Annotated in this window: 24 protein-coding genes; 19 read left to right on the top strand and 5 right to left on the bottom strand. The window is 63.5% G+C overall.

Translation table 11 applies throughout. The features are described from left to right. Positions 1-33: 33 nt before the first annotated feature. Both N805_RS29160 and N805_RS29155 read left to right on the top strand, forming a co-directional pair. Positions 34-1,506, top strand: a complete 1,473-nt coding sequence (locus N805_RS29160) for a right-handed parallel beta-helix repeat-containing protein (protein WP_019471037.1) — start codon at positions 34-36, stop codon at positions 1,504-1,506. A 190-nt stretch (positions 1,507-1,696) separates the two neighbouring features. Continuing rightward, positions 1,697-2,077, top strand: coding sequence for a hypothetical protein (locus tag N805_RS29155; protein ID WP_019471036.1), 381 nt, complete (start codon positions 1,697-1,699; stop codon positions 2,075-2,077). Between the two features lie 5 nt (positions 2,078-2,082). On the opposite strand, the gene N805_RS29150 is transcribed toward N805_RS29155, so the two are convergent. The 4 genes from N805_RS29150 to N805_RS29135 all read right to left on the bottom strand — a co-directional run bounded on the left by N805_RS29150 (position 2,083) and on the right by N805_RS29135 (position 7,155). After that, a complete protein-coding gene (locus N805_RS29150; RefSeq protein ID WP_019471035.1) occupies positions 2,083-2,919 on the bottom strand; it encodes a S1 RNA-binding domain-containing protein in 837 nt (278 codons plus the stop codon). Positions 2,920-3,025: 106 nt separating this feature from the next. Further along, positions 3,026-5,473 (bottom strand): TonB-dependent siderophore receptor, encoded by a 2,448-nt coding sequence (locus N805_RS29145; protein ID WP_019471034.1) that lies wholly within the window; start codon positions 5,471-5,473, stop codon positions 3,026-3,028. 225 nt (positions 5,474-5,698) lie between these two features. Then, on the bottom strand, positions 5,699-6,640 hold the full coding sequence (locus N805_RS29140; protein ID WP_019473510.1) for a FecR domain-containing protein: 942 nt from the start codon (positions 6,638-6,640) through the stop codon (positions 5,699-5,701). After that, the gene (locus N805_RS29135; protein ID WP_019473509.1) at positions 6,637-7,155 is read right to left on the bottom strand and encodes a sigma-70 family RNA polymerase sigma factor; all 519 of its coding nucleotides are present in this window, start codon (positions 7,153-7,155) and stop codon (positions 6,637-6,639) included. Before N805_RS29135 ends, N805_RS29140 begins: the two co-directional genes overlap by 4 nt. A gap of 147 nt (positions 7,156-7,302) precedes the next feature. Here N805_RS29135 and N805_RS29130 point away from each other — a divergent pair, with 147 nt between their 5' ends. Continuing rightward, entirely contained in the window at positions 7,303-8,163 is an 861-nt protein-coding gene (locus N805_RS29130) for a DUF6279 family lipoprotein (RefSeq protein WP_019473508.1), read from the top strand. 129 nt (positions 8,164-8,292) lie between these two features. On the opposite strand, the gene aceK is transcribed toward N805_RS29130, so the two are convergent. Continuing rightward, complete coding sequence (gene aceK, locus N805_RS29125) at positions 8,293-10,002, bottom strand: bifunctional isocitrate dehydrogenase kinase/phosphatase (protein WP_019473507.1); 1,710 nt, start codon at positions 10,000-10,002, stop codon at positions 8,293-8,295. Between the two features lie 248 nt (positions 10,003-10,250). Between aceK and N805_RS29120 the strand changes: the two genes are divergently transcribed. The 16 genes from N805_RS29120 to N805_RS29045 all read left to right on the top strand — a co-directional run bounded on the left by N805_RS29120 (position 10,251) and on the right by N805_RS29045 (position 25,143). Beyond that, on the top strand, positions 10,251-11,132 hold the full coding sequence (locus N805_RS29120) for a DMT family transporter (protein WP_019473506.1): 882 nt from the start codon (positions 10,251-10,253) through the stop codon (positions 11,130-11,132). 306 nt (positions 11,133-11,438) lie between these two features. Then, complete coding sequence (locus N805_RS29115; RefSeq protein ID WP_046811392.1) at positions 11,439-12,269, top strand: ABC transporter ATP-binding protein; 831 nt, start codon at positions 11,439-11,441, stop codon at positions 12,267-12,269. A gap of 31 nt (positions 12,270-12,300) precedes the next feature. Then, complete coding sequence (locus N805_RS29110; RefSeq protein ID WP_019473504.1) at positions 12,301-13,311, top strand: ABC transporter substrate-binding protein; 1,011 nt, start codon at positions 12,301-12,303, stop codon at positions 13,309-13,311. A 29-nt stretch (positions 13,312-13,340) separates the two neighbouring features. Then, positions 13,341-14,117: an ABC transporter permease gene (locus tag N805_RS29105; protein WP_019473503.1), complete on the top strand. Its 777-nt coding sequence runs from the start codon at positions 13,341-13,343 to the stop codon at positions 14,115-14,117. Continuing rightward, positions 14,114-14,881: an SDR family oxidoreductase gene (locus N805_RS29100; protein WP_019473502.1), complete on the top strand. Its 768-nt coding sequence runs from the start codon at positions 14,114-14,116 to the stop codon at positions 14,879-14,881. Before N805_RS29105 ends, N805_RS29100 begins: the two co-directional genes overlap by 4 nt. Before the next feature lie 15 nt (positions 14,882-14,896). Then, the gene (locus N805_RS29095; protein WP_019473501.1) at positions 14,897-15,436 is read left to right on the top strand and encodes a cupin domain-containing protein; all 540 of its coding nucleotides are present in this window, start codon (positions 14,897-14,899) and stop codon (positions 15,434-15,436) included. Between the two features lie 4 nt (positions 15,437-15,440). Then, positions 15,441-16,298, top strand: coding sequence for an alpha/beta fold hydrolase (locus N805_RS29090; protein WP_019473500.1), 858 nt, complete (start codon positions 15,441-15,443; stop codon positions 16,296-16,298). Positions 16,299-16,303: 5 nt separating this feature from the next. Then, a complete protein-coding gene (locus N805_RS29085; protein ID WP_026034667.1) occupies positions 16,304-17,122 on the top strand; it encodes an IclR family transcriptional regulator in 819 nt (272 codons plus the stop codon). A 1-nt stretch (position 17,123) separates the two neighbouring features. Further along, on the top strand, positions 17,124-17,921 hold the full coding sequence (locus N805_RS29080; RefSeq protein WP_019473498.1) for an SDR family oxidoreductase: 798 nt from the start codon (positions 17,124-17,126) through the stop codon (positions 17,919-17,921). Further along, positions 17,914-19,596 (top strand): thiamine pyrophosphate-binding protein, encoded by a 1,683-nt coding sequence (locus tag N805_RS29075; RefSeq protein WP_019473497.1) that lies wholly within the window; start codon positions 17,914-17,916, stop codon positions 19,594-19,596. The genes N805_RS29080 and N805_RS29075 overlap by 8 nt, the downstream gene beginning before the upstream one ends. A 10-nt stretch (positions 19,597-19,606) precedes the next feature. Further along, positions 19,607-20,410, top strand: a complete 804-nt coding sequence (locus N805_RS29070; RefSeq protein ID WP_019473496.1) for an aspartate dehydrogenase — start codon at positions 19,607-19,609, stop codon at positions 20,408-20,410. 10 nt (positions 20,411-20,420) lie between these two features. Further along, on the top strand, positions 20,421-21,911 hold the full coding sequence (locus tag N805_RS29065; RefSeq protein ID WP_019473495.1) for an aldehyde dehydrogenase: 1,491 nt from the start codon (positions 20,421-20,423) through the stop codon (positions 21,909-21,911). After that, positions 21,908-22,876 (top strand): VOC family protein, encoded by a 969-nt coding sequence (locus N805_RS29060; protein ID WP_019473494.1) that lies wholly within the window; start codon positions 21,908-21,910, stop codon positions 22,874-22,876. The genes N805_RS29065 and N805_RS29060 overlap by 4 nt, the downstream gene beginning before the upstream one ends. A gap of 10 nt (positions 22,877-22,886) precedes the next feature. Next, positions 22,887-23,114 carry a recombinase-like helix-turn-helix domain-containing protein gene (locus N805_RS29055; protein ID WP_019473493.1) on the top strand — a complete coding sequence of 76 codons (228 nt, stop codon included), beginning with the start codon at positions 22,887-22,889 and terminating at the stop codon, positions 23,112-23,114. 20 nt (positions 23,115-23,134) lie between these two features. Beyond that, positions 23,135-24,169, top strand: coding sequence for an aromatic ring-hydroxylating oxygenase subunit alpha (locus N805_RS29050; protein WP_019473492.1), 1,035 nt, complete (start codon positions 23,135-23,137; stop codon positions 24,167-24,169). Positions 24,170-24,183: 14 nt separating this feature from the next. Beyond that, the gene (locus N805_RS29045; protein WP_019473491.1) at positions 24,184-25,143 is read left to right on the top strand and encodes a PDR/VanB family oxidoreductase; all 960 of its coding nucleotides are present in this window, start codon (positions 24,184-24,186) and stop codon (positions 25,141-25,143) included. Positions 25,144-25,486: the final 343 nt, after the last annotated feature.

The following is a 25,486-nucleotide window of genomic DNA, read 5'->3' as shown; positions in this document are numbered from 1 at the left end:
GATAAGAACAATGTTTTCCGGATACCCGCACCCATGCGTCTGATGCCTGCGCTGGTGGCCTTGCTGCCACTGCTCCCCCTGCCCGCCCTGGCCGCCGCACCGGCCAACCCCGAAACCCTGCGTGTCGAGCGTTACGCCGATGACGACCAGCCCGGCTCGCTGCGCTGGGCCATCGAAACCAGCAACCAGAACCCCGGCCACTACAGCATCGACATTGCTGCAGTCGGCAAACCGCCCTACGTGATCCGCCCCAGCCGTGCACTGCCGGAAATCAAGGGCCCGGTGCGCATCACCGGCCTGCCTTGGGCACGCGATGGCCAATACATCGCCATCGACGGTTCGGCCTACATCAAGGACCAGGGCGTACGCACCTGCCCCGGCGCCCTGCCCGGCCAGTTCGGCACCAACGTGCGCACCACCACCAACCCCGGGCTGGTGCTGCGCGACACCCAGGGCGTGCACCTGCGCGGCCTGGAAGTGCGCAACTTCTGCATCGGCATCCTGGTCAACCGCGCCAGTGGCAACGTGATCGAAGACAACCGCATCGTCGCCAACAAAGGCGGCGCAGGCATCATGCTGACCGGTGACGACGGCGCGGGTAACCCCACCGCCACCACCACGAACCACAACAAGGTGCTGCGCAACCAGCTGCTCGACAATGGCGACGGCCTGGAGCTGACCCGCGGCGCGGCATTCAACCTGGTGGCCGACAACCTGTTCCGCTCCACTGCAGCCAACCCCGAGCCCTCGCAGGGTATCGAGATTCTGTTGGGCAACGACAACAGCGTGGTGCGCAACCGTTTCGAGAACTACTCCGACGGCCTGCAGATCAACTGGGGCAAGCGCAACTACCTGGCAGCCAACACGTTCAGCGGCAACTCGATCGGCGTCAGCGTCACCGGCGAGGGCAACATGCTCGACGGCAACCTGATCCACGGCAACCGAATCGGCGTGGCCCTGCGCCCGGAGCCGGAGGCCACCGCCACCCGCCTGACCGGCAACCGCATCTGGGGTAACAGCCAGGATATCCGCCGCTGCGAAGCCGGCGGTTCGTGCGTGCCGGGCCAGCGCACCGGTGCCATCGTGTTTGGCGTGCCGGCGCAGGCGCATGCGCTGTATGTGGGTTCGCGCGGGGTGGGCGCCGACTTGCCGAAGAAAGACCAGGCGATCATCTGCGATGCCAACGGCGAGCCCAAGCCTTGCCAGCCGCTGCCCAATCATAACCAGCAGGCGCCACGCCTGATTGCGCTGGAGGGCAATGTGTTGCGTGGTGAAGTGCAGGGGCCGGTGTCGAGCCTGCTGCGGGTGGAGTTCTTTGGCAATGCCGAGGCGGATGGCACCGAGGCGGAGCAGTACCTTGGGGAGGTGCTGGTAAACAGTGGCAAGCAGGGGCAGGCGCAGTTTGCGCAAGTGCTGGAGAACATCGGCGGGTTGCGCAGCTTTACTGCGACCGTGACGACAGCTGACGGGGCAACTTCCGAGTTGAGCCTGCCGGTTCGACGCTAACGCTACCGGCCTCTTCGCGGGCTTGCCCGCTCCCACAGGGACCGCACGGTTTACAAACCTGTGGTAAACCTGTGGGAGCGGGCAAGCCCGCGAAGAGGCCGGCACAGGCAACGCAAGTTACAAACCTTGCCCCGCCCCGTGCCACCCCTCACAATGCAGGCCTTCATAGCGTCAACCCGCAGGAACCTGCATGAAACTCGACAAACCCGCCGCCATCGCCCGGCGCAACGAAGCATTGGCCAAGCCGGTGCTGAACAGCAGCAACACCCTGTTCGCCATCCTGGACAACAAACGCAACCTGTGGTGGTTCGAAGTGCCCGTGAAGCTGCTGGGCAAAGGCCAGGCCGACTGGGTCAACCTGCTGCTGCACACGCCAGAAAGCGATGAGCTGCAGCACCTGAAGGTGCCCACCAACTTCCTCAAGGCTCACCTGGAGCAGATGGAAGTGCGCAAGCCCGGCAAGCGCCGCTCCACCATCAGCCTGGCCCTCAGCGCCGACCGCGACTCGCTGCTGCGCGACACCCGTCCGGGCGGCGAGCAGCTGGACTTCCGCAACTTCGTGCAGGCGTAAGGCCGTCAGGCCTTTTCGATACGGTCGTCATGGATGACGATCAGGCCCTGCTTGAACAATGCGCCGATGGCCTTCTTGAAGTTGCCCTTGCTGACGTTGAACAGCTTGCTGATCAGCGCCGGGTCGCTCTTGTCGCACACGGCCAACACCCCACCTTCAGCCTCCAGGCGCGCCATGATCTGCTCTTGCAGGCTGTCGGCCAGGGCCGCACCTACCGGTTGCAGGCTCAGGGCGATCTTGCCGTCGTGGCGAACTTCCTTGATGAAGCCCTTCTCGTGCATGCCCGAACGCAGGAACTTGAACACCTCGTTCTTGTGGATCAGGCCCCAGTGGCGGTTGTTGATGATGGCCTTGAAGCCCATCGGCGTTTCGCCGGCCACCAGCAACTCCACCGGTTGCCCGACTTTGTAGTCGGCCGGGGTGACGTCCAGGTAACGGTCCAGGCGCGAGGTGGCGGTGATGCGGCGGGTGCGCTTGTCGAGGTAGACGTGCACCACGCAGTAATCGCCGATCTTCAGCTGCCGTGCCTCTTCCGAGTACGGCATCAGCAGGTCCTTGGGCAGGCCCCAGTCCAGGAAGATGCCGGCACCATTGATGTCCTTGACCTTGAGGCTGGCAAACTCACCCACCTGCACCTTGGGCTTTTCGGTGGTGGCGATCAGCTGATCTTCGCTGTCCAGGTAGATGAATACGTTCAGCCAGTCATCCACCTCGGTTTCGGCGTTTTTCGGGATGTAGCGCCCCGGCAGCAGGATCTCGCCATCGGCGCCGCCGTCCAGGTACAGGCCGAAGTCCACGTGCTTCACGATTTGCAAACTGTTGTAACGCCCAAGCAGAGCCATTTCCGATGATCCTCAAGACAAGGGGGCTATTTTCCAGACAGACACGGGGTGGTGTCAAAGCTTCCGGACGGTTGCCCCTTTGTGCTTGAGTTTTTGGGGCGCTAGATCAGAAGTCGTAGCGCAGGTTCAGAGTGGCGTTGCGAGGGGCTCCGTAGTGACCGTAACTGCCGGCCATCCCAGCGTAGTACTTCTTGTCGAAGACATTGTTCAGGTTCAGCGTTGCAGCTAAGTTTTCATTTAACTTGTAACGCGCCATCAGGCTGGTCACTGCATAATCGTCCTGCTTGATTTTTGTGTTGTAACGGGTATAGGTCAAGGAGGAGCTTGAATTCCAGTTGACGCCGCCGCCAATCATCAGTTTGTCCCATTCGCCTGGCAGTCGGTAGGTATTCCACAGGCGGAATGTTTCTAGTGGCAGTTGTGTATTCAAGCGCTCGCCATCGGCGTTCTTGGATTTGGCGTGGCTGAAGCCTGTGTGCAAGTTCCAGCCTTGCGCGATCTCTCCAGAGAGTTCAAGGTCGAAACCTTTGGTTTCAGCGCCGTCGATCGGGCGAGAAGCCGCAATAGTCGTACCCGGTACATTTGTACCGATGTCTTCGGCGAAGTTGTCGCGCTTCACCATAAACGCGGCAATATTCGCATTCAGGCGGCCATTGTAAAACTCACCCTTCCAGCCCAGCTCGTAGTTTTTGCCGACTTCGGGGTCAAGCGGTTTACCGGCGATATCAACGTTGCTCTGCGGCTTGAAGATATCGGTATAGCTTACATATACCGACTGCTCTGGGGTCAAGTCGTAAATCAAGCCCGCATAGGGAGTGACCACTCCACGTTCAGTCATGCCATAGGTGGTAGGTTTTGCGTTTACGACAGCTAGGCTCTTCAGGTAATAGTCATAGCTGTAATTGGAGGCGCGCGCACCCAGGATCAGATGAAGGTTTTCGGTAAAATTAAGCCGGGCTGCCAGATAATAACCGGACTGCCGTGAACTGATATCAAAATCCAGCCCGGGTACATAAGTGCCACGATCAACTTCATTTTCCCAGTTATTGAAGTCAACACTGACTATGCCGCCCGAGGTCGAGTAGTGGTTGTTTTCGTAGTCAGAATAATTGTAGCCGGCAATCAGCTCATGGGTTTGGCCAAACAACTCGAGTGGACCTTGGATTGAAAAGTCTACGCCGCGCTGGGTTTGGTCGGCGGTGGTGGTCGAGCGCTCCAGACTTGCTGCCCCGGTAACCGGGTCAAGATAGGATAAGCCACTAGTACTTCGATAGCGAGCCGACGGAGAGTCGCGGTCGATATCCATGTAGTTGGTGACCAGCCTTGCTTTCCAGTCATTAGCGAGCGTCTGCTCGAAGGTCAGGGTGTAGTTGGTCGTTTCGAATTCGTCATACGACCAACGAGATCCTGAGCTGGTCGAACGTGAGAAGTTTGTGGCCGCTCCATTGTTATACAACAATGGAACGCCAGGCGAGCCCATTGCTTTGTATTTTTGATAATCGACACCGAAGCGAATCAGGGTCGAATCCGTCACGTCGGCTTCCACTACGCCATACAAAATATCTCTTTTCTGACTGTACCAGTCCATGTAGCTCTTGTTATCTTGCTTTGCCGTCACGAAGCGTCCGCGTACGCTACCTTGCTCGTTCAGCGGACCGGCCACATCGGCCTCAGCGCGATAATAATCCCAGGCTCCAACTGTGCTCTGGAAAGAAGACTGAAACTCGTGAGTTGGTTTTTTTCGGACCAAGTTCACCACGGCGCTTGGATCACCAGCACCGGTCATTAACCCGGTAGCGCCCCGGACAACCTCTACCCGATCGTACAGGGCCATGTCGAGCAGGGTACTGGGCATATTGCGGGTCTGGTTCTCCTGGGTAGTGTTCACACCGTCAAACTGATAAGTGTTGATGGCACTGCCGCGGGCATAGATATTGTAACGTTCGCCACCATCTTGGGACATAGTTACACCAGGCGTCTGATTAAGTACGTCGGTCATGCTAGCCAAGTGCTGATCATCCATTTGCTGACGAGTAATTACACTTATACTCTGCGGCGTTTCACGAATGGACAAATTCATCTTTGTTGCCGTGCTGGTTAACCCGGTCGTATAAGACCCTGTCGCCTCCGTCGTAGCCCCCAAGCCCGAGGCATTGATACTGGTCGCACCCAGTTCAAGCGCACCATCCTTCGAGCGAGGCAGCAGCACGTAGTTGCCATTGCTCGCGGCCATCACCTGCAGGTCAGTGCCCGCCAGCAACCGGGCAAAACCTTGCTCGACGCTGTATGTCCCCTGCAACCCCGGGCTGTGCTTGCCTTGAGTCAGTTCGGCTTCAAACGACAACACCACCCCGGTATCGCTGGCAAAGCGGCTGAGCACCGCGCCCAGTGGCCCTGCGGCGATGGAATAGCTGCGAGCGGCTTCAGCGGCACTGACTCGCCCGGCGCTCGTCAGTGGATGAACTACCCCACCCTGCAGCAGCAAGGCGGCACTGAACATGGCAACGACAAGGGGTTTTCTGGGGTAGCTGTGGCGGGTAACACGGGGGTGCATGGGGGGCTCCTTCAAATGCCTGTGGTGGCGGTTTGCAGGAGGGGTCGTGTGAAACCGGAAAACCGACAATGCAAACGAGAAATATTTTAAAAACTGTCTGCGGCACTTTGGGGTCGCTTTGCGACCCTTCGCGGGCATGCCCGCTCCCACATGTACTGCAACAGCCTTGCCCCTGTGGGAGCGGGCGTGCCCGCGAAGGGCTGCGCAGCAGCCCCAATTACAGCGTCAAGCCAAAGGCCGCACCCGCACCCAGAACCGGGTACGTGTCTCGATCCGCACCGGCAGCGCCTGTGCAATCGCCTCCAGCGCTCGCGCGGTATCGTCCAGCGGGAAGGCCCCCGAAAGGCGCAGGTGCGCAACCTCCTTGGCACACTCGATAAAGCCCGGGCGATAACGCTGCAATTCGTCCAACACCCTGCCCAGCGGCCAGTTGTCGATCACCAGCCGGCCATTCACCCACTCGTCCCTGTTGGGGTCGAGCGCCTGTGGTTCGGGCAATGGCCCAGCCCCGAAGCGCAAGCTCATGCCCGCCTCCACCCGCAACGGCTCGGCATCTGCCCGGTTGCGCACGGCAACAGCGTGTTCCAGCACATCCAGTTCGGTCTGCCCGTCCAGTTGGCGCACGACAAAACGCGTACCCAACGCGCGCATCTCGCCCTGCTGGCTGCGCACGCTGAGTGGTCGTGCATCCTTGCCTGTGGTCACCATGATTTCCCCAGCACGCAGGATGATCAGGCGCTGCTGGTGGTCGTAGCGGATGTCCACGGCACTGCCCGTGTTCAGGGTGAGCTGGGTGCCATCTTCCAGCCGCAGCTGACGCCGCTCGCCCGTGGCCGTGCGCACATCGGCCAGCCACAGCGGCGTCTGCCGGTAGCCAGTCCAGGCCAGGCCCGACACGCCAAGGCCCAGCACCAGGCCCTTGAGCACGGTACGCCTGCCTGCCAGTGGTTGTTCCACCGCCAAGGTTCGCTGTGCCATGGTCGCCGGCACGCTGCTCAGCTCGGCGTGAAACGCCTCCAGCCGCTGCCAGGCCCACTGATGAACAGGGTCGCCCTGGTGCCACGCCTGCCAACGCTGATACAGCGCCGGGTAGTCCGCCCCGGCACTCAAGCGGGCATGCCACTGCGCCGCATCGCGCAGCGCCTGGCGTTGCTGCGCCGGGCTCACAGCTCGGCATCCAGCGCGAACAGCAGGCACTGTTCGGTGGCCTTGGCGATGTATTTGGTCACCGAACTTACAGACACCCCCAGGCGCTTGCCGATTTCGGCATAGCTCAGGCCTTCGAGGTGCGACAGAAACAGCGCCTGGCGCACTTTGTGGTTCAGGCCGTCCAGCATGGCATCGAGCTGCAACAAGGTTTCCAGCAGGATCACCCGTTGCTCGGCAGACACCTCCAGCAACTCCGGCTCCAGTGCCAACGCCTCCAGGTAGGCCTGCTCCAGCGAGCGCCTGCGCAAATGGTCGACCATCACCCGCTTGGCCACCGTCGCCAGAAAATTGCGTGGCTCACGCAACGGGTGGGCCACCGTGCAGGCGATCAGCCGCACGAAGGTGTCCTGGGTCAAGTCCGCCGCCCGCTCCCGGTCGCCCAGGCGCCGGCGCAGCCAGCCTTGCAGCCAGCCGCTGTGGTCGCGGTACAGGCAGTGCATGTCATCGTGCGGTGCAGGCGGGACCTTGTACACGCAATCATCCTTGTAACGATGCGGATAAGAATTAGTCGCAATAATAGTGAGATTGCCGATGGAAGGGAATCGCCATTGCAGCGATGCAATGGAACCCTGCGGCTACCCTTACCTCTACCGATTGGCCGCCACTGCAAGGAACAGCACATGCCTGCACGCCTGTCCAAAGCCCTGCTTATCACCCTCGGCTTCGCCCTGGCCCTGGCCGCCTGCAGCCGTATCGACCTGGCCTACCGCAACCTGGACCGCCTGGTGCCGTGGTCGCTGGGCGATTACCTGGACATGAACAGCGAGCAGAAGGCCTTGCTCGACGACCGCTTGCGCGAACACCTGGCATGGCATTGCAAGACCCAGCTGCCCGGCTACATCGACTGGCTGGACCGGGTACGCGGTATGGTCGCCGATGGCCAAGTGACCGACCAGGCGCTGGAGCAACGTACCCGCGAGGCCCGTGAGGCGATTGGCCGGGTAGCAGAGGAGATCACCCCGTCGGCCACGGAACTGTTGCGCGGCATGAGCGACAGTCAGGTGGCTGAAATGCGCGAGGCGTTCCGCGAGGACATCAACGAACGGCAGAAAAAGTACGTGGATACCCCGCTGCCCAAGCAGGTCGCCCGGCGTAGCGAACGCATGGAGAAACGCCTGACTCCGTGGTTTGGCGAGTTGACCGCAGCACAGAAGCAGCGGGTGCAGGCCTGGTCCGCAGCGCTGGGCGACCAGAACCGCGAATGGATCGCCAACCGCGCCCACTGGCAGCAGCAATTGTTGCTGGCGATGAACCAGCGTAACGACGCCAGCTTCGAGCCACGCCTGGCGACGCTGCTGCAACGCAAGGAAAGTTTGTGGACGCCTGAATACCGCTCAGCATTTCAAAATACCGAACAACAGGCGCGCAGTTTGCTGGTGGACTTGGTGCAGCAGAGTACGCCGCAACAGCGGCGGTTCTTGCAAGAAAAGCTGGGCAAGGTGCGCACGGACTTCAGTGAGTTGAAGTGTTTGAAGGGGTAATTGCGAACACCAGGTCCGGCCTCTTCGCGGGCTCGCCCGCTCCCACAGGTACCGCACACCACTCGAATGCTGTGGGGTTTCTGTGGGAGCGGGCGTGCCCGCGAAGAGGCCGGCCCGGTTGAACCAAGATTACCGGGCCTTGCGCCGGTAGGGAAACACATCAATCACCTTCCCCTCGCGAATCGCTGCCTGCAGCCCCTTCCAGTAATCCGCGTCATACAACTCCCCATGCAAGCGGCTGAACAGCCGCCGCTGGCCGAGATCGGCAAACAGGAACGGCGGAAACTCTTCAGGGAACACGTCGTGCGGCCCGATCGAGTACCACGGCTCGCCCGACATTTCGTCCTCCGGGTAACGCGGTGGCGGGATGTGGCGGAAGTTCACTTCGGTCAGGAAGCTGATCTCGTCGTAGTCGTAAAACACCACCCGGCCATGGCGGGTAACGCCGAAGTTCTTCAGCAACATGTCGCCGGGGAAAATGTTCGCCGCCGCCAGCTGCTTGATGGCCAGGCCGTAATCCTCCAGCGCCTCCAGCACCTGGCCTTCGCTGGCATGCTCCAGGTACAGGTTCAACGGCGTCATGCGCCGCTCGGTCCAGCAGTGGCGGATCAGTACCGTGTCACCCTCCAGTATTACCGTCGACGGCGCCACCTCCAGCAGTTCGGCCAGGCACTCCGGCGCGAACTTGCCCTGTGGGAAGCGAAAATCGGCAAACTCCTGGGTATCGGCCAGGCGCCCCACGCGGTCGACGCTTTTCACCAGCCGGTACTTGTCGATCACCGTGGCGCGGTCGACGGTTTTCGATGGCGAGAAGCGGTCCTTGATGATCTTGAACACGGTGTTGAAGCCCGGCAGGGTGAACACGCTCATGACCATGCCGCGCACCCCAGGCGCCATGACGAAGCGGTCTTCGCTGCCGGCCAGGTGGTTGATCAGCGCCCGGTAGAACTCCGACTTGCCGTGTTTGTAGAAACCGATGGAGGTGTAAAGCTCGGCAATGTGCTTGCCCGGCAAGATGCGCTTGAGGAAGTTGACGAACTCTGCGGGCACCGGCACATCGACCATGAAATAGGAGCGGGTGAAGGAAAAGATGATCGACACCTCTGCCTCGTCGGTGATCAGCCCATCGGCCTCGATACCATGCCCTTCGCGGTGCAGCAGCGGTATCACCAGCGGCCACTGCTCATCGCTGTTGTACAGCCGGCCGACCAGGTAGGCACCCTTGTTGCGGTACAGCACCGGCGAAAACAGCTCCACCGCCAGCGTCGGGTCCTTGCAAACCCAGTCGGGCAGGCACTCGCGCAGTTGCTCCTCAAGGCGCGACACGTCGCTTTCAAGGTCGCCATAAGCGAATGCGTAGTCGGAAAGCATCGCCCGCAGCAGACCCTGCAGATTGCCATCGGGGCGATAGGTACAGGTTTGTGTGGCGCGCTGGTGGCTGCGGATGGACGGCCGGGTGGTGTGGATGAACATGCAGCCGTCGCTGATCTGGTCATGGCTGAACAGGCTGCAGAACAACGAGTTGTACCAGGTCTCGGACAGTTCATCGTCCAGGCGCGGGTCGATCAGGCGTATGTAGGCACTTTTCACCAGCGGCCACTGCTCGACCTCCAGCAATACCTCGTCATCGAACGCATCACGCAGCCAGCCGTTGACCTCGCCGACCTTCTGTTCGTAAAGGTTGATCCGAGCAGCGGCTGCCCGCTGGCTGTCTTGCCAACGCGCCTGCTCGAAGCGCTCGCGGGCGCCGAGGGTGATGCGGCGGAAATGCTCGCGATAGTCGTCGAAGCCATCGAGGATCATCCGGGCGATCTCGCCGGCAGGCCAGTGCTGGGTCATGCAGGACACCTCGGTGCGGGGTGAGATAGACAGCTTAGTCGCACTATCGAGGGTGTGGAGCCTGTGCCGGCCTCTTCGCGGGTAAACCCGCTCCCACAGGTAACGCACGGCACTTGAAGCTTGTGGTGTACCTGTGGGAGCGGGTTCACCCGCGAAGGGGCCGGTACAGGATTGCACCGCAAGAAAGCGCAAGAATCCCCCCGCCCCCTGGCGTACACTCGCGCCCTGCCCTGTACCCGGAGACCGCCGTGAGCCCCATCGCCCTAGCCCGCCTGCTGACACTTGCTGCCGTCTGGGGGGCGAGCTTTCTGTTCATGCGCATCATCGCCCCCGAGCTGGGCACGGTGCCGACCGCGTTTTTCCGTGTATCCATTGCCTGCCTGGGGTTGATCGGCATCGTTGCGGTCGCCCGCGTGCGGTGGGACTTCCAGGGCAAGCTGGGTGCCTGCCTGGTGCTGGGCATGATCAACTCCGGAATCCCGGCCACCTTCTATTCCGTTGCCGCTCAGGTATTGCCGGCCGGCTACTCGGCGATCTTCAACGCCACCACGCCACTGATGGGCGTGCTGATCGGCATGCTGTTCTTCCGCGAGCCCATGACCCTGGCCAAGTTGTGCGGCATCTTCCTTGGCCTGTTTGGCGTCGGCATCCTCAGCGGCGCCGGCCCGGTCGCACTGGACATGGCCCTGCTGCAAGGTGCCCTCGCCTGCCTGGCGGCCACCACCTGCTACGGCTTTGCCGGCTTCCTTGCCCGCCGCTGGGTCAGCGGCCTGGACAGCCGCCTGTCAGCACTGGGCAGCATGCTCGGCGCCACCTTGCTGCTAAGCCCGCTGTTCGCCTGGAGCGCGCTGAGCCAGCCGCCCGCCAGCTGGGGCGGCTGGCAGGTGTGGCTGTCGCTGCTGGGCCTGGGGCTGTTGTGCACGGCGTTCGCCTACATCCTTTATTTCCGCCTGCTGGAAGAAATCGGACCGGTAAAGGCCAGCACCGTGACCTTCCTGATCCCGGTGTTCGGTGTACTGTGGGGCGCCTGGCTGCTGGATGAGTCACTGTCGATGGGCCACCTGTATGGCGGCCTGCTGATCGCGGCTGCCCTGTGGCTGGTTCTCAAGCCCGCACGGCGCAGCGCCTGACAAATTGCATGGGGCTGCGTCGCAGCCCGTTTCACCTGTAAAACCCCACCTGATCACGTTACCCAAAATGCCCGGGAAACTCGCACGACGCTAAATCGGTGCGCAGTTGCTGGGCATTTTCGTGCCATATAAAAAACCATGTTTCATATATAAAACAGCACTTGCTGTGCAACAAAATCGCAACTTATTAATAAATAAGCCATTTCCAATAATGTAAGCGAAATTCCTCACTTGGCATTTTTCATGCACTAAACGGCGTATCACCTATAAAACAGACCAGAGAGCATTCCCATGGCTGTGAAAGAGATGTACGCAATCGCCCCGCAATGGCATGAACCTCAGCGCAATGAAGCCCCGACGGAAATCGAATTTCGCAACGTCGGCAAGGCATTCCCGGCCAAAGGGCAGGCCGATGCCCCATTCGCCATCCGTGGTGTGAACTTCAAGATCCGTCGCGGCGAAGTGGTGTCCATCATCGGGCCATCCGGCTGTGGCAAGAGCACCATCCTGAATATGGGTTCTGGCCTGTACCGCCCCACCGAGGGTGAAGTGCTGGTCAGCGGCGAAGCGGTCAACGGCCCGGTACCCAAGGTCGCCTTCATGCTGCAGAAAGACCTGCTGATGCCGTGGCGCAGCATCCGCCGCAATGTAGAGCTGGGCCTGGAGATCCAAGGCATGCCCGCCGCCCGGCGCAAGGTCATCGCCGAGGATCTGCTCAAGCGTTGCCACCTGCAAGGCTTTACCGACCATTACCCGTTCCAGCTGTCCGGCGGCATGCGCCAGCGCGCCGCACTGGCCCGCACCCTGGCGATCGACCCGCAGGTGCTGTTTCTCGACGAGCCGTTCTCGGCCCTCGATGCGCAAACCAAGATGATCCTGCAGCAGGACCTGGCGCAGATGCTGTACGAGGAAAAGAAAACCGCCCTGTTCATCACCCACGACCTGGTCGAGGCGATCGCCCTGTCCGATCGCCTGCTGGTGATGAGCGCACGCCCCGGCACGATCATCGAGGAAATCGAGATCGACCTGCCACACCGCAACAACCCGCTCGAGCGCCGCAAGCTGCCGGAAATCGGCCCGCTGGCGGGCCGCCTGATGGATCTGCTCAAGGTCGGTGAAGACCTCGACCTGCACTGACCGACGCCCCACTCACCACTCGGGAGTTAGCATGTTCACCACACACCTCAAGCACGCGGCGCTCACCGCACAGGCTGCCCTCGCCGCCCTCACCCTGAGCCTGGCCGCCCAGGTTCAGGCCGAGCCGACCAAGGTCACCTACCTCCTGCCCGCCCCACCCAGCCTGCCGGCATTCGCGCCGTGGATCATCGCCAAGGAGAAGGGCTACTACCAGGCTCAGGACCTGGACCTGACCTTCATCGCCGCCAAGGGCGGGGTCGACGTGGCCAAGCAGATCGGCGCCGGCAACGCCCTGGTAGGCGGTGCCATTGGCGACACGCCTATCATCGTCCGGCCCAACGGCATCCCTGTACGCACGGTGGCGGTGCTCGGTGGCGGCGGTGTGACCATGATCGCCACCAACGCCAGCGAGAACATCCAGTCGATCAAGCAACTCAAGGGCAAGACCGTGACGGTGATGTCCTACTCCGACACCACCTACTACGCCCTGCTCGCCTCATTGCGCAAAGCCGGCCTGAGCAAGGACGACGTGGACATCCAGGCCGCCGGCCCGTCGGGTGTATGGCAACTGTTCTCGGCCAGCAAGGCCCAGGCCATGGCCGGCGTGCCGGACTGGGTGGTCAACGCCGAGGATGCCGGGCTCAAGTACTCGCTGATCCCACGCGAGCAAGTGTTCGAGAGCATGGCCCAGGCCATCCTCGCCTCCGACGATGCCATCGAACATCACCCGCAGATCGTCCGCGGTGTCGTCCAGGCGACCCTGCGCGGGCTGCAGGACATCATCGACGACCCCAAGGCCGCCGCCGCCACTTTTGCCCGCGCCGTTCCGGCCTATGCCGGCAAGGAAGCGTCGCTGGAGAAAACCCTGCGCCTGTATGTGGAGTACGTCTATGCCGGCCAGCCAGTGCTTGGCCGTATCGACCCGGCACGCCTGGACACGGTGCGCAAGTTCTACGTCAGCGAGGGCATCGTCCCCCGCGAACCCAAGCTCGACGAGCTCTACAGCAACCAGTTCATCGAAACCAGCACCGCAGCCAAGTGAAGGCGCGGCAATAACAAGGTAGACGCCCGATGAAAAACCTTAACCCCTCCGTGGCCGGCAGCATCGCCCTGCTGGTCCTGTTCCTGGTGCTCTGGCAATGGGGCCCGGGGCTGGTCGGCATGCCCGAGTTCGTCATGCCGCAACTGAGCCGTGTGGCTCAGGAAAGCCTGCTGATGTGGCAGTCCGGCAGCCTGCTCGAACACACCCTGATCACCGCCTTCGAGATCATCGTCGGCTTCGCCCTCGGCGCCCTGCTGGGTGTGGCCATCGGCGTATCGCTGGGCCTGTCGCCGTCAGCCGAGGCCATGCTGTCGCCTTACATCCTGGCATTGCAGATCGCTCCCAAGGTGGCCTTTGCGCCGCTATTCGTGATGTGGCTGGGCTACACCATCTACCCGAAGATCCTCATCGCCATCCTGATCGTGTTCTTCCCGGTGATGATCAACGTGCTCTCGGCCATCCGCACCGTCGACCCGGACATGATCAACCTGGTACGCACCATGAACGCCAGCCGCTGGCAGATCTTCCGCCTGGTGGAGTTTCCCTCGGCCATGGCGGCACTGTTCTCGGGCCTGCGCATCGCCTCCACCCTTGCGGTCATCGGCGTCACCGTCGGCGAGCTGGTCGGGGGCAACCAAGGGCTGGGCTTCCTGCTGGTGGATGCAGAAGGCCAAGGCAACACCGCAGGGGTGTTCGTCGCCATCGTCATGCTCACCCTGATCGGCGTGCTGGCTTACGGCGCCGTGGTCTGGGCCGAGAAACGCGTGCTGCATTACCTCCCCAAAGCCATGCTGAGTAGCCAATGATGAGCAGCTTCAACACCCTTCTCGAAGGCCGCCGCGTGCTGGTAACCGGTGGTGCCCGCGGCCTGGGCTATGCCTTTGCCCAAGCCATCGCCCAGGCCGGTGCCCGGGTAGTGATCGCCGATGTCCTCGCCGGCCGCGTGCAGCAGGCAGCCTGCGAACTGAGCGGCATGGGCCTGGATGTCACTGGCGTCAGCCTGGACCTGGCCAGCCCCGAATCGATCGACGCTTGCATCGAACGCACGGTCAAGCGCCTGGGCGGCCTGGACGGCCTGGTCAACAACGCCTCGATCACCAACTCCGGCGGCAAGAACTGCGAAGAACTGGACATCGAGACCTGGGACCAGGTCATGCAAGTCAACGTGCGCGGTACCTGGCTGATGACGCGCGCCGCCCTGCCGGCCCTGCGTGAAAGCGGCCGTGGTGCGGTAATCAACCTGGCCTCCGACACCCCGCTGTGGGGCGCGCCGAACCTGCTGGCCTATGTGGCCAGCAAGGGCGCAGTGATTGCCATGACCCGCAGCCTGGCCCGCGAGCTGGGCAATGCCAACATCACCGTCAACGCCATCGCCCCCGGGCTGGTGCTGGTCGAGGCCACCGCCTACGTGCCTGAGGCCCGCCATCGCCTGTACACCGAACAACGGGCCATCCAGCGCCCGCAACTGCCCGACGACGTCAGTGGTGCGGTGCTGTTCGCCCTGTCCGACCTGTCGCGCTTCATCACTGGACAAACCCTGCCGGTCAACGGCGGGTTCGTCATGCCCTGAGCAAAGGAGAATCCCATGACCGACCTTTCCCAACAGCACGACGCCCCGAAATCCTGGGACCGCCCGGCCGACGCCGACCTCGCCAGCTGGATGCAGAGCCGCATCGCCCGCTACGAGACCCGTCGCTACGACTGGGACGCGCTCAAGTTCCAGGCCGATTACGACCCCAAGTTCCGCCGCGCGCAGATGCGCTATGTAGGCACTGGCGGCACCGGTGTGGGCAGTGACATGAACACCATTCCGTCCGAGCACTTCACCTTCTCCACCATGGTCATCCCGGCCGGTCACGAAGGCCCGCCCCACCTGCACACCGACGTTGAGGAAGTGTTCTTCGTGCTGCGCGGCAAGCTGAAAGTGATCATCGAAAAGGACGGCGAGCGCTTCGAGACCATCCTCACCGACCGCGACCTGATCTCGGTACCACCCGGGGTGTACCGCGAAGAGATCAACGTGGGTGATGAAGACGCGCTGATGTGCGTGATGCTGGGCGCCAAGAAACCGGTGACCCCGACCTACCCGCCAGCACACCCGCTGGCTTCGATCAAGCGCGGGTAAGCCGATGATGCCGATCACCCCCATTGCCCCACTGCTCGGGCAACTCGACCAGCGCTTCGCCGAGCGCCTGCTACGCCTGGACCAAGGCCAGCAAGCGGTGCGCGAGGCTGGCAGTGGCCAGGCCATGATGCTGCTGCACGGCATAGGGTCGGGCGCGGCCAGCTGGTTGCAAGTGGCCTTGGGCCTGAGCGAGCGGGCGCGGGTGATCGCCTGGGACGCCCCGGGCTACGGCCAGTCCACGCCACTGCCAATGGCTGCGCCCAAGGCCGGCGACTATGCCGCCCGCCTGCTGCACACGCTCGACGCCTTGGACATCGAACGCTGCGTGCTGGTGGGCCATTCCCTCGGCGCGCTGACCGCCGCCGCTTTTGCCCAGGCCCACCCGGCCCGGGTCAGCCGCCTGGTACTGCTGAGCCCGGCGCGCGGCTACGGGGAGCAACCCGAGCAAGGCCAGGCCGTACGCAGCAAGCGCCTGCACACCCTGGAGCACATGGGCATCGAGCACATGGCCCGTGAGCGCAGCGCGCACTTGCTGTCTGCCAGCGCCAGCACCCAAGCGCTGGCCTGGGTGCACTGGAACATGGCGCGGCTGCTGCCGCACGGCTACCGCCAAGCCATCGAGCTGTTGTGCGGCGACCATCTGCTGCGCTTTGCGCCGCCGACCGTGCCCTGCGAAGTGCACTGCGGCAGCGCCGATGCCATCACCCCCGCGCGCGACTGCCAGGCCCTGGCCGAGGCACTGGGCGCGCCTTTCAAGCTGATACCTGGCGCCGGCCATGCCTGCGCCATCGAACAACCTGACAGGGTGACGGGCTTGCTTGCCCGTGCCCTGGACACCTCCCTCACAGGTAGCGTGCTATGAACGATATGGATCCGTTGAAGGAAAACCAGGACAAGTACATTGTTCCGGGCCTGGAACGCGGCCTGCTACTGCTGTGCGAATTCAGCCGGCAGAACCGTACCCTGACCGCCCCCGAGCTGGCCCGACGCCTGTCGCTACCACGCTCGACCATCTTCCGCCTGCTGACCACCCTGGAAACCATGGGCTTCGTCACCCGCAGCGGCAACGAGTACCGCCTCGGCATGTCGGTGCTGCGCCTGGGCTTCGAGTACCTGGCCTCGCTGGAGCTGACAGAGCTCGGCCAGCCACTGTTGGCACGGCTGTGCGACCACCTCAACTACCCGAGCAACCTGGTGGTGCGCGACGGCCGCTCGATCGTCTACGTGGCCAAGGTCTCGCCACCCTCGGTGTTCTCCAGTGCGGTCACCGTCGGCACCCGCCTCCCCGCCCATGCCACAGTACTGGGTCGCATCCTGCTGGCTGACCTGAGCCTGGGCGAACTGCGCGAACTGTACCCGGAAGAGCACCTGGAGCAGTTTTCAGCGTGCACGCCAAAAACCGTGCTGGAACTCTTCGACCTGGTCCAGGCCGACCGCCTGCGGGGCTATGTCAGCGGCGAAGGCTTTTTCGAACCGAGCATCTCCACGGTCGCAGCGCCGGTGCGCGATGTCAGCGGCCAGGTGGTCGCCGCGCTCGGCCTGACCATACCCACCGTGCAGATCGGCCACGTCAATTTCGACAACATGCTGGGCCAGGTACGCAATAGCGCCGATGAGCTGTCGCGGCTGCTCAACTACACACCCAACGCAGGCCACGGCCGCGTCACCGCCCTGATGAGGGATTGAGATGAACCCCTATCAACTTCACGAAAGCACGGTGATTGTCACCGGCGGCTCGTCCGGCATCGGCTACGCCTGCGTCGAACTGCTGCTCGAAGCCGGCGCCCGCGTGGCCTTTTGCGGGCGCAACGAAGACCGCCTGCGCAGCGCCGAAGCGCGCCTGCGCCAGCGGTTCCCCCAAGCGCGCCTGCTGGCCCAGGTGTGCGACGTGCTCGACGCAGGTTCCGTGCAGGCCTTTGCCGCCACCAGCCTGGCCGCCCTCGGCCCAGCCCAGGTACTGGTCAACAATGCCGGCCAAGGCCGCGTGTCGACCTTCGCAAGTACCACCGACGACGCCTGGAACGACGAACTGCAGCTGAAGTTTTTCTCGGTCATCCACCCTGTGCGGGCTTTTCTGGCGCAGCTGCAAGGCCAGGCAAACGCCTCGATCGTCTGCGTCAACTCGCTGCTGGCCAGCCAGCCCGAGCCACACATGGTCGCCACCTCGGCCGCCCGCGCCGGGCTCAAGAACCTGGTGCGCTCGATGGCCTTCGAATTCGCCGAACACGGCATCAGGGTCAACGGCATCCTCATCGGCCTGGTCGAGTCCGGACAATGGCGGCGCCGTTTCGAGGCCCGCGAAGAACGCGAGCTGGACTGGTCGCAATGGACCGCGCAGCTGGCGCAACGCAAACAAATTCCCCTGGGCCGCCTTGGCCTGCCGAAGGAAGCGGCGCAGGCCATCCTGTTCCTCGCCTCCCCCCTGTCGGCCTACACCACTGGCAGTCATATCGATGTATCCGGAGGCCTGTCTCGCCATGCGTAACGAAAACACTGTCACCGTCGGTGCCGTCATCACCGCGTTCCTCGAGCAATGCGACGTCAAGGCGGCGTTCGGCGTGATCTCGATCCACAACATGCCGATCCTCGATGCATTCGCCGTGCGCGGCAACATCCGCTTCGTGATGGCCCGCGGTGAAGCCGGGGCAACCAATATGGCTGACGCCTACGCCCGCAGCAGCGGTGGCCTGGGAGTGTGCCTGACTTCCACCGGAACCGCCGCCGGCAACGCTGCCGGGGCGATGGTCGAAGCACTCACCGCCGGTACGCCGCTGCTGCACATCACCGGGCAGATCGAAACGCCCTACCTGGACCAGGAGCTGGCCTACATCCACGAAGCGCGTGATCAGCTGACCATGCTCAAGGCGGTGTCCAAGGCAGCATTCCGCGTACGCAGTGTCGAGACCGCACTCAGTACCCTGAAGCTGGCTGTGCAGACGGCCCTGACCGCGCCCACCGGCCCGGTCAGTGTGGAGATCCCGATCGATATCCAGTCGGCCTTCATTCCCATGCCGACCGACCTGTCACCGCTGCCGATCCCGGTCGCCGCCCCCGCCGCCGAAGCCCTCGACCTGGTCGCCGAGCGCCTGGCCAACGCCACCCGCCCTCTGCTGTGGCTGGGCGGCGGCGCCCGGCATGCGGGCGCACAGGTCAAACGCCTGCTGGACATGGGTGTCGGCGTGATTACCTCGACCCAAGGCCGTGGCGTGGTCAACGAGGACGACGAACGCTGCCTGGGCGCGTTCTCGCAGAACAAGCTGGTCGAAGGCTTCATGCAGACCTGCGACGCGCTGGTGGTGGCGGGCTCGCGCCTGCGCAGCAACGAGACCTTCAAATATGCCCTGAAGCTGCCGCGCACCACCCTGCGCATCGACGTCAACCCCGCCATCGAAGGCCGCAGCTACCCAAGCGACCTGTTCGTCTGCGGTGACGCCGCCCTGGCCCTGGAAGGCCTGGCCGACCGCCTGCAGGGCCGCCTGAACATCGACCCGAACTTCCTGGCCGAGCTCAAGGCCGTGCGCGAGCAAGCGCGCAAGCAATTGGTCGCCGACCTTGGCCCGTACTCGGCGCTGGTCGAACAGTTGCAAGCGCAAACCGGGCGCAACTTCACCTGGGTGCGCGACGTGACCCTGTCCAACAGCATCTGGGGCAACCGCCTGCTTAACCTTTACCACCCGCTGGCCGGCGTGCACGCCCTCGGTGGCGGCATCGGCCAGGGCCTGGCGATGGGCATTGGCGCGGCGGTGGCAGCGGCAGAAACCGCACCGGGGCGCAAGGTGTTTGCCCTGGCAGGCGACGGTGGTTTCATCCTCAACCTGGGTGAACTGGCAACGCTGGTCCAGGAGAAGGCCAACGTGGTCATCCTGCTGATGAACGACCAGCGCTACGGCGTGATCCGCAACATCCAGGATGCCATCTACGGCGCACGCCATGCCTACGTCGAACTGCATACGCCCGACTACAGCAAGCTCGCCGAATCGCTCGGCCTGCGCCATGGCCTGGTCAGCGACCTGAACAATTTCGGCAACGTGCTCGAAGGTGCCCTGGGCGAACAAGGCCCGTTCCTGCTGGAAGTGGACATGCTCAGCGTCGGCGGCTTCGCCACCCAGTTCGCCGGCCCGCCCAACAGCGAAACCAAGGCGCAGAAGGCTACGGCCTGAGGACCCCGCCATGTTGCATATCACCATGATCGGCTGCGGCGCCATTGGCGTCGGCGTGCTCGAACTGCTGGAGCAAGACCCGCAACTGTGCGTTGACGCGGTGATTGCCTCTGCCGGCTCCGAAGTCCTGGTGCGCCAGCGGCTGGCCAGCTTCCGTCAGCCCCCCCAGGTGCTCACCGCCCTGCCCGCCGATGCGCGCCCCGACCTGCTGGTCGAGTGCGCCGGCCACAAGGCGATTGAGGAGCACGTGCTACCAGCGCTGGAGCGGGGCATCGCCTGCCTGATCGTCTCGGTCGGCGCGCTGTCCGAGCCCGGCCTGGTCGAGCGCCTGGAGGCGGCAGCGGCACGCGGCAATACGCGGATCGAGCTGTTGCCAGGCGCCATCGGTGGCATCGACGCCCTGTCGGCGGCCAAGGTCGGCGGCCTCGACGCTGTCGCCTACATCGGCCGCAAGCCGGCACAGGCCTGGAAGCACACCCCTGCCGAACAGGTGTGCACGCTGGACAGCCTCAGCGAAGCGACAGTGATCTTCGACGGCAGCGCCCGTGAGGCGGCGCGGCTGTACCCCAAGAACGCCAACGTCGCGGCCACCCTGTCGCTGGCAGGGCTCGGCCTGGACCGCACCCGCGTGACCCTGATCGCCGACCCGCACAGCGAAGAAAACGTGCACCAGGTCGAAGCCTGCGGCGCCTTTGGCCGCTTCGAGATGAGCCTGCGCGGCAAACCGCTGGCTGCCAACCCGAAGACCTCGGCACTGACCGTCTACAGCGTGGTGCGTGCCCTCGGCAACCACGCCCATGCCATATCCATCTAGGGGACTGCCAATGACACAGGAACAGACCTTACCCATCTGCATCGCCGGCACCTGGCGCCTGGGCGGTGGCGAACGCTACGCCACCCGCTACCCGGCCAGCGGCGAGCCGGTGGCCTGGCTCAACGCCGCCAGCCTTGAGGATGTCGAGGCCGCCGTACAGGGCGCGCACCAAGCCTTCCTGCACAGCGGCTGGGCGCAGCGCAAACCGCACGAACGCGCGGCCGTGCTGTACCGCATCGCCGGGCTGATACGTGAGCGCAGCGAAGAACTGGCGCAACTGCAGCGCCAGGACAACGGCAAGCCGATCAATGAAACCCGCGCGCTGGTCGCCAGCGCGGCAGGTACCTTCCAGTTCTTCGCCGCCGCCTGCGAAACGCTGGAAGAAACCATCACACCGTCGCGCGGCGATTTCGTCAGCATGAGCGTGTACGAGCCCATGGGCGTGGTCGCAGCGATCACACCGTGGAACTCGCCCATCGCCAGCGAGGCGCAAAAGGTTGCCCCGGCCCTGGCCGGCGGCAACGCGGTGGTGATCAAACCGGCGGAAATCACCCCGCTGCTGGCCCTGCAACTGGCCCACATTTGCGAAGAGGCCGGGCTGCCCAAGGGGCTGGTCAGCGTGCTGCCGGGCAAGGGCTCGCTGCTCGGTGACGCCTTGACCCGCCACCCGCTGGTCAAGCGCGTGTCGTTCACCGGCGGCACCCGCACTGGCAAGCACATCGCCCATATTGCCGCCGACAAGATGATGCCGGTGTCGCTGGAGCTGGGCGGCAAGTCGCCGACCATCGTCCTCGACGACGCCGACCTCGACCACGCCGTGGCCGGTGTGCTGTACGGCATCTTCAGCTCCTCGGGCGAGGCCTGTATCGCAGGGTCGCGGCTGTTCGTCGCTCGCGCCCTGTACGAACCGTTCATGGCTCGCCTGACCGCCGCTGCCTCGCAGCTGCGCCTGGGCGACCCCGCCGACGAGCGTACGCAGATGGGCCCGCTGATCAGCGCTGCCCACCGTGAATCGGTGGAACGCTACGTAGCCCTGGGCCTGGCCGAAGGTGGCAGCCTGCGCCTGGGCGGTGAACGCCCGCGTGGCGGGCTGTTCGACCAAGGCTACTTCTACCCGCCGACCATCCTCGAAGGCCTTGGCAACCACCAGCAGGTCTGCCAGGAAGAAATCTTCGGCCCGGTGCTGGTAGCCATGCCATTCGACAGCGAAGACGAGTTGCTGGCTCAGGCCAACGACAGCCTCTACGCGCTGGCCGCCGGCATCTGGAGCCGCGACTACAAACGCGCCTGGGCCCTGGGCCGCAAGTTGCAGGCCGGCACGGTATGGATCAACACCTACAAGCAGTTTTCCATTTCGACGCCATTCGGCGGCTGGCGTGACAGCGGCCTGGGCCGCGAAAAAGGCCGCCTGGGCATCCTGCAGTACATGGAACAGAAAAGCCTCTACTGGGGCATGAACCAACAGCCGCTGGCCTGGGCCGGCGTGGAGGCAGGGCAATGAGCGTACTGGGCATCGACGAAGTCACCTATGGCGTGGAAGACCTCGCCACCTGCGCACGCTTCTTCGCCGACTGGGGCCTGAACAAAGTCAGCGAGCAGGCCGACGAGGTCGTCTTCGAAACCCTCAACGGCTGCCGCGTGGTACTGGCAGCCCTCGACAAACCTGGCCTGCCGCCAGCCATCGAGCCCGGTTCGACCGTGCGTGAAGTGGTCTGGGGCGTCGAGAGCCAGGCGGACCTTGCACTGTACAGCCAGCGCATCGCCAACGACCCGGGCTTCGTCGAAGGCAACGGCCGCATCGGTTGCACCGACCCCAACGGCCTGGCGATCCGCCTGCAGGTCACCCGCAAGCGCGCGCTGGACATCGAGTGCAGCGGCCACAACACCTGGCAGAGCAAGGGCCGGATCAACAAGCCGGCGCCGGTCTACGAACGCGCCACGCCCATCGAAGTGGGCCACGTGGTGTTCTTCGTCAAGGATGTGAATGCCTGCGAAGCCTTCTACCACGAGCGTTTCGGCTTCCAGGCCTCGGACCGCTACCCCAACCGCGGCGCCTTCCTGCGCACCGCCGAGGAAGGCGGCCACCACGACCTGTTCATGCTGCAGCTGCCGGCCCCACGTGCCGGGCTCAACCATGTGGCCTTCACCGTGCGCGACCTGCATGAAGTGTTCGGCGGCGGCATGCACATTTCCCGCTGTGGCTGGGCCACCGAAATCGGCCCGGGCCGGCACCCGGTGTCGTCGGCGTTCTTCTGGTACTTCAAGAACCCCGCAGGCGCACTGGTCGAGTACTACGCCGACGAAGACCAACTGACCGGCGACTGGCAACCGCGCGAATTCGAACCCGGCCCGACCGTGTTCGCCGAATGGGCGATCGCCGGTGGCATCGATGGCAACACCCGGCGCCAGCAGCATATCGAAGCACCGCAAGGCAAGTTCCTCACCGACAAACCCAAGAACAATTGAGGCCAACCCCATGAGCACACCCGAGGTTTACCTGCAGCCGCACCAGGCCCGTAAACGCCCCAACACGCCGTTCGAAGACCTGCTCGGCGACTCGATCGAACGCGCCTACGGCAACGGCGTGAGCGAACTGGGCGAATTGGTTGCGCACCTGAACCTGGCCGGCCCGCCCTGCCCGCTGACCAGCGGTGAATGGACCGAAGACACTTTCAAAACCCTGATGGCACGGCTGGGCGAATGACCCGCCGGAGGTAGAACAAGATGAACATGCAGATTACCGTCGACCCTGTTGAAAACCACCTGGCCAACGGCCTGAAAGACCTCTGGTTCCCGGTTTTACCGTCGGAGCTGCTCGGCGAGAAACCCGTCTCGATTCGCCGCCTGGGCTACAAGATCGCCCTGTGGCGCGACAACGACGGCAGCGTCCATGCCCTCGAAGACCACTGCCCGCACCGCGGTGCGCCGTTGTCCCAGGGGCCGGTACTGGGCGACCGCTTGCAGTGCCCGTACCACGGTGTCGAAGTGCGCTGTGACGGCACCGTGACCAAAGTGCCCGGCAGCCCCGGCTGCAAGCTCGAAGGCAGCCGCCCGACGCGGATGTTCCATACCCGCGAGGCCGCTGGCGCGATCTTCCTGTTCAACGCCACCGAGCCGAACCTGGACACACCGCCGGAGCTGGTGCTGCCTGAACAGCTGAGCTCGCCCGAGTGGAGCAGCTTCCTCTGCTACACCGAGTGGAAAGGCGACTACCGCTACGTGCTCGACAACGTCATGGACCCGATGCACGGCACCTACCTGCACAAGATGTCGCATTCGATGAGCGAGGGTGAGGCTACCGCCAAGTTCGTCACCCGCGACACCGACCAGGGCTTCTTCTTCGAGAAGGAAGGCCAGCGCGGGGTCAACTTCGACTGGACCGAATTCCTCGACAACGGCTGCCACTGGCTGCGCCTGGAAATACCCTACCCGAAGACCGGTGGCCCGGGCGGCAACTTCTCGATTGTCGCCAGCTACACCCCCAGCAGCCGCGCCCTGTCCGCAGTATTTCACTGGCGCACGCGGCGGCTGAGCGGCTGGCAGCGCGACACCTGGCGCTTCCTCTACAAGAACCGCCTGGAGGCGCGCCACTGGGCAGTGCTGGAACAGGACCGGGTGTTGCTGGAGTTCATGGAGTTTGAAGCCAACCAGCGCGAAAACCTCTACCAGCACGACCTTGGCGTGGTGCGCCTGCGCCGTTACCTGAAGGGCAAGGCCAAGGAACAGCTGGCCCTGATCGAAACCCGGCAACTGGCCTGAGCATGAGGTGACCGATGTCCAACTCCTCCACCATCAGCGCGTTGGTGCACACCCTGCGCCATGAAGCCGAAGGCATCATCAGCGTCGAGCTGCGCCCGTGGGGCGATACCGTGTTCGCCCCCTTCGAGGCCGGGTCGCACATCGACCTGCACCTGCCCAACGGCCTGGTGCGCAGCTACTCGCTGCTGAACGCGCCCAGCGATCAGGGCCGCTATGTGGTCGGTATCCTGCGTGACCGCGCCAGCCGCGGCGGCTCGCGCTACGTCCACGAGCAACTGCGGGTGGGCACGCAGTTGCAGATTTCCCAACCGCGCAACAACTTCGCCCTCGACACCCGCGCCAGCCACAGCGTACTGGTGGCCGGCGGTATCGGCATCACGCCGATCTACTGCATGTTCCGCCAGTTGCTGGCGCTGGGGCGTTCGGCCGAGCTGATCTACTGCGCCCGCTCGCGCGCCGAGGCGGCGCTGGTGGAGGAGATCACTGGGCTGGGTGCAAAGGTGCTGTACCACTTCAACGATGAGAAAGGCGGCCTGCCGGACCTGGCCAGCTACCTGGGCGGTCGTCCTGCGGATACGCACTTTTACTGCTGCGGGCCAACGCCGATGCTCGATGCCTTCGAGCAGGCCTGCGAACGGCTGGGCTACCCGCATGCACACATCGAGCGCTTTAGCGCAACAGAAGTGGCGCCATCGGCGGATGCCCAGGACAGCTACAGCGTCGAGCTGAGCAAATCGGGCAAGACGGTCAGCGTCGAGCCGGGGTTGAACCTGCTGGATGTGCTGCTCGAAGCCGGATGCGATATCGAGTACAGCTGCCGTGAGGGTGTGTGTGGCTCTTGCGAGACCCGAGTGCTGGAGGGGGATGTGGACCACCGCGATGGGGTGCTGACCAAGGCTGAGCGGGCGGCGAACAAATCGATGATGGTGTGTGTGTCCGGATGCAAGAGCCGACGCTTGGTGCTTGATCTGTGATGTGATGTTTTGCTCACGCGTAATTTGACCGGCCCTTGAAGGCCGGTTTTTTTTGCACGGGCATTGGCCACTTGGCGCTCTTCGTTACTGACACAAACAATGGCACACGTGCACAACGAGTGGGCATAACGGTAACCAAACTTCCAGCCTGTTCCAGATACGGTACAAAACCACCCGTTTCAAATATAAATAATTGTTTTAATTGAACATTTATTTAATTAACAGGTTTGGCACAGAACCTGCTCCATTCCCTGCGTAAAACAACATATCACCCATAAAACAATAACCCGCAGTTTCGCGGCGACGCTCGCCCTTTGCCTGCGGAAAACCACCCAACCTTGCA

The organism is Pseudomonas putida S13.1.2 (assembly GCF_000498395.2).
Classification (GTDB): domain Bacteria; phylum Pseudomonadota; class Gammaproteobacteria; order Pseudomonadales; family Pseudomonadaceae; genus Aquipseudomonas; species Aquipseudomonas putida_Q.
This window is presented reverse-complemented; position numbering and strand designations above follow the sequence as displayed.